The organism is Erwinia sp., from assembly GCF_031978025.1.
In the GTDB taxonomy this organism is placed as follows: domain Bacteria; phylum Pseudomonadota; class Gammaproteobacteria; order Enterobacterales; family Enterobacteriaceae; genus Erwinia.
In genome coordinates this window covers 1-4247 of sequence record NZ_DALZCD010000328.1, presented here as the reverse complement: position 1 = coordinate 4247, position 4247 = coordinate 1, and the positions used below count along the sequence as shown (strand labels likewise).

Genomic DNA, 4247 nt, shown 5'->3' with positions numbered 1-4247 from the left:
GCCAGCGCAATAACGGTGATAACCGGCAGACCAACAGCGGTCAGCAAAAAGCCGAGCGCGGCGATCCAGACGTGTTCCCCGGACTGAATACCCACCATCGGCGGGAAAATAATGTTACCGGCACCTACAAACAGGGCAAATGTCATAAAGCCCAGCGCGAGGATGTCTTTAGAAGTTAAACGATTTGTCATAAGAAGCGGGTTTGCCTGTACTGATGTTGAGTGAAATCGTGATGTCGGTTCTGTTTCCCCGAGCGCCTTTCGCATCCGAGCCGTTATCAAGGCAACTTATCGCCTGAGGGCTATATCGGCACATTTGCGCTATTTATGATCTTTTATACGGGGAATAAATAAAACGGCGGTAAGTAAAACGTTTATAGCGGGGAAAGGCAATACGGGATCGAGAAAGCAGAGTGATATAGCGTAGAAAAAGCTTAAGCCAGATAATCACTTCAGATTACTGGCGAGATGCCTTACATGATTTGTATTTTTTTTATGCTTCCGGGCGGTATTTTCTGCATTATTTGCTTTGAAGGCCGAAAAGGCGCGTATCACCGCGCCTTTTCTCACTTTTGCCTGATTTACCAGACCTGTTTAGCGATATCCACAACCAGGCGCAGCTTGGCCCACTGCTGCTCTTCGGTCAGGCTGTTGCCCTCTTCCGTTGAGGCGAAACCACACTGCGGGCTGAGGCAAATCTGCTCCAGGCTGACGTACTGCGCGGCTTCTGCAATACGCTTTTTCACCGTTTCCGGATCTTCCAGTTCGCCGGTTTTTGTGGTTACCAGTCCCAGTACCACCTGCTGTTTGCCCGGCCTGATAAAGCGCAACGGCTCAAATCCACCGGAACGTTCGTTATCGTACTCGAGGAAGAAAGCGTCAATATTGACGGTGCCGAACAGAATTTCCGCGACGGGCTCATAGCCACCTTCGGAAATCCAGGTTGAGCGGAAATTACCGCGGCAGACATGCAGACCCACGATCATGTCATCCGGCTTGCCTTCCAGCGCCTTATTCAGGACCTGAGCATAGGTATTAGCCAGCGCCTGCGGATCGTCCCCGCGTTCACGGATCTGCTGCTTCTGGTCTTCCGAGCACAGGTAAGCCCAGACGGTATCGTCCAGCTGAAGATAGCGACAGCCAGCGTCATAAAAACCTTTAATCGCGTCACGATAAGTCAGGGCCAGATCGGTGAAGTACTCTTCCAAATCCGGATAAACGTTGGCGTCAATAACCTTACGGCCGCCGCGGAAGTGCAGCACGCTTGGGCTTGGGATAGTCATTTTAGGGATTGCGTCACCGCAGATGCTTTTCAGGAAGCGGAAGTCTTCCAGCATCGGATGGTTACTGAACCCCAGCTTGCCGGTGACCTTAACGCCGCGGGCTTTGGTTTGCACACCGTTGAACTGGATCCCCTGCTCGGCTTCGTAACGTTCCACGCCGTCCAGACCGTCAAAGAAATCGAAGTGCCACCATGCGCGGCGGAATTCGCCATCGGTAACCACTTTCAGGCCACTGGCACGCTGCTGCGCGACCACTTCACGAATAGCTTCGTCTTCAGTCTGGCGCAGGGTGGCGGCGTCGATTTCGCCCGCCTGAAATTGCTCGCGGGCCTGTTTGATAGCGGCAGGGCGCAAAAAACTGCCTACAACTTCGGCGCGGTATTGGGCTGAATCTCTTTGCATGATCGGTCACTCCTGGCCTGCGCAGCGGCGCATAATGTCATGATGAAATAATTACTGTTCGTTACTTGAGACATCTGGATGTCTAAATGGCTGGAAGTAAGAGTGGCATGAGAAGGATGCTGTGGCAAACGAGGAAATTTCACCACACTTGAAAAAAATTCATGTTAACGGCGTAAGGCGTCTTTGCGCATAAAAAGCGGCAAACCAGCCTGGAGAAGAGTGTCCGCTCACTCTGGTAGAAAAAGACCCGATAGCGCTAAACGGAAACGCTTGTGCCGCGTCATCCCTAAAAGCGTAAATCCGCCCCGCTCGCCCCCACACAGGTTGGTTAACACAAGTCTGCAAAACAGGCCTCGTGTGGTTGCCTTTAAGGGCATAAACCTGAAAAACAGGCCCGGAACGGTGGCTTAAAGGCGCAAAAAGTGAAAAACAGCTCTTTATATGCCTCTTAAGGGAAGACAAACCTGCCCCAATACGGATGTCTTAAGAAGCGTAAGCTTGCAAAACAGTTCCCCTACGGTTGCCTTTAAAGGGTATGAGCATGATAAACGGCTCCGGCAGGCATGTCTTAAAGGTGAGGGCCTGCCAGGCCGAGCGACAGAATGGTGTTAAGAAGGATGTAAGGACCCGTCGAAAGAATAGCCGATAGTGACAGAGTGCTGATCAGTTCTCCACCATCGCTCTGGCCAGCTTTAACTGCTCATCGGACAGCGGCAGATAGCCAGCCTGCGTCACCAGCGCCTGCCCCTGTGTCGACAGCGCCTGCCGTAAGAAAGCTTTCGTCAGCTGTTCCAGCGGCTGGCCCGGCGCTTTATTAACATAAATATAAAGCGGACGCGCATAGGGGTAACGGCCGCTACGGATATTTTCTACCGTGGGCGCGATTCCACTGGTGCCGTCACGCACGATCGGCAGCGTTTTTACCCCGGTCATGTGCGCGCCCATACTGGCGTAACCGATGCCGTTCAGCGTACTGGCCACCGCCTGAATCACGGCGGCGGAACCGGGATATTCGCCCACGTCGTTACGAAAATCCCCGTTGCACAGGGCCTGCTGGCGGAAGAATCCCCAGGTCCCGGAAGCCGAATTGCGGCCAAAGCGCTGCATGGGACGCTGCGCCCATTCACCCTGCTTTAGCTGGAGATCGCCCCAGTTGTGCACGACAAAGGTCGCGCCGCAGCGGCGGGTTACGGAGAAAATAGCGTCGAGCTGCTGAGCGTTAATGCCCTGCAGCGGATTATCCTGATTCACCACCACGACCAACGCGTCCATTGCCACCGGCACGGCCAGTGGCGCATAACCATAGTGGCTTTCAAACAGCTGGCGTTCTACCGCCTGCATAGGACGGCTCATTGCGCCAAGCTGCGCGGCGCCTGCTGCCAGTGCAGTAGGTGCAGTCGACGATCCTGCTGCCTGAATCTGGACATTGACGCCCGGATAATGGCGATTAAAACTCTCGCCCCAGAGCGTCATCAGCGTTCCCAGCGTATCCGATCCCACGCTGCTGAGGTTGCCTGCGAGCATCGCGTCGTTCGCGCCTGTTGCCGAGCCGCACAGCAGCATCAGCACAAAAACCCACTTTTTCATTTTCTTATCCACCCGCTCAATGGACCGCATTCTGAGCCAGTTCACCGTTGACGATCAACCTTGCAGGCAACGAGAAGCTAAAACAGGTCTCTTTACCCGGCTGGCTGGTAATCTCCAGCCGGGCGTGATGATGGCTGAGCGCGTGCTTGACGATAGCCAGCCCCAGCCCGCTGCCGCCTGTCTGCCGCGAGCGCGCTTTATCAACACGATAAAAACGCTCGGTCAGGCGAGGGATATGCTCCGCAGCAATGCCGGGGCCGTTGTCACAGACCTTAAATTGCGCCCCGTGCGGCGTTTTTTTCCAGCTGACGGTAATCCGCGTGCCGTCTGGCGTGTGGTTGACAGCGTTATAGACAAGGTTAGAAATGGCGCTGCGCAACTGCTCATCATTGCCAAATACCCGCAGCTGCGGATCGGCGGAGAAATGAATGTCGTGCCGGTTCTGGCTGAGCGTTTCTGCCTCGCGCTGTAGCAGCCGCAGCATCAGCGGCACATCAACCTTTTCCTGTAAATTGAGCGCGGGCGCGGCTTCGATACGCGACAGCGTCAGCAGCTGCTTAACCAGCGCATCCATGCGGCGGGTTTGCTCCTGCATGGTATGCAGCGCCTTATCACGTGACGGGCCTTCCAGCACCGCATCGCTCATCATTTCCAGATACCCCTGGAGCACGGTAAGCGGCGTGCGCAGCTCGTGGCTGACGTTGGCGAAAAAGTTACGGCGCGCGCCTTCCAGCTGATGCATCTGTGTGACGTCACGCGCCACCAGCAGCCACTGCCCTTCGCTATAGGGCATCACGCGGAACTCCAGATGGCGATGGCTGTTCAGGACCAGAGTCAACGGTCGCGAGAAGTCGTGCTGGCGCAAATAGAGGGTGAATTCAGGATAGCGCAGCAGGTTAAGGATATTTTGCCCGTTATCTTCCGGCCAGCGCAGCCCCAGCATCTGTTGCGCCAGACCGTTGCACCAAAAAATCGT

General features: G+C 55.1%; 4 protein-coding genes. All 4 read right to left on the bottom strand.

Annotation, left to right across the window (positions count from 1 at the left end; genetic code table 11):
* A partial coding sequence (locus RTK32_RS19475; RefSeq protein WP_312046873.1) for a branched-chain amino acid transport system II carrier protein occupies positions 1-191 on the bottom strand: 191 nt, incomplete at its 3' end.
* 389 nt (positions 192-580) lie between these two features.
* A complete protein-coding gene (locus tag RTK32_RS19470) occupies positions 581-1684 on the bottom strand; it encodes a cobalamin-independent methionine synthase II family protein (RefSeq protein WP_312046872.1) in 1104 nt (367 codons plus the stop codon).
* A gap of 663 nt (positions 1685-2347) precedes the next feature.
* Entirely contained in the window at positions 2348-3271 is a 924-nt protein-coding gene (locus RTK32_RS19465) for a phosphate ABC transporter substrate-binding protein PstS family protein (RefSeq protein ID WP_312046871.1), read from the bottom strand.
* A 16-nt stretch (positions 3272-3287) separates the two neighbouring features.
* A partial coding sequence (gene phoR, locus RTK32_RS19460; protein WP_312046869.1) for a phosphate regulon sensor histidine kinase PhoR occupies positions 3288-4247 on the bottom strand: 960 nt, incomplete at its 5' end.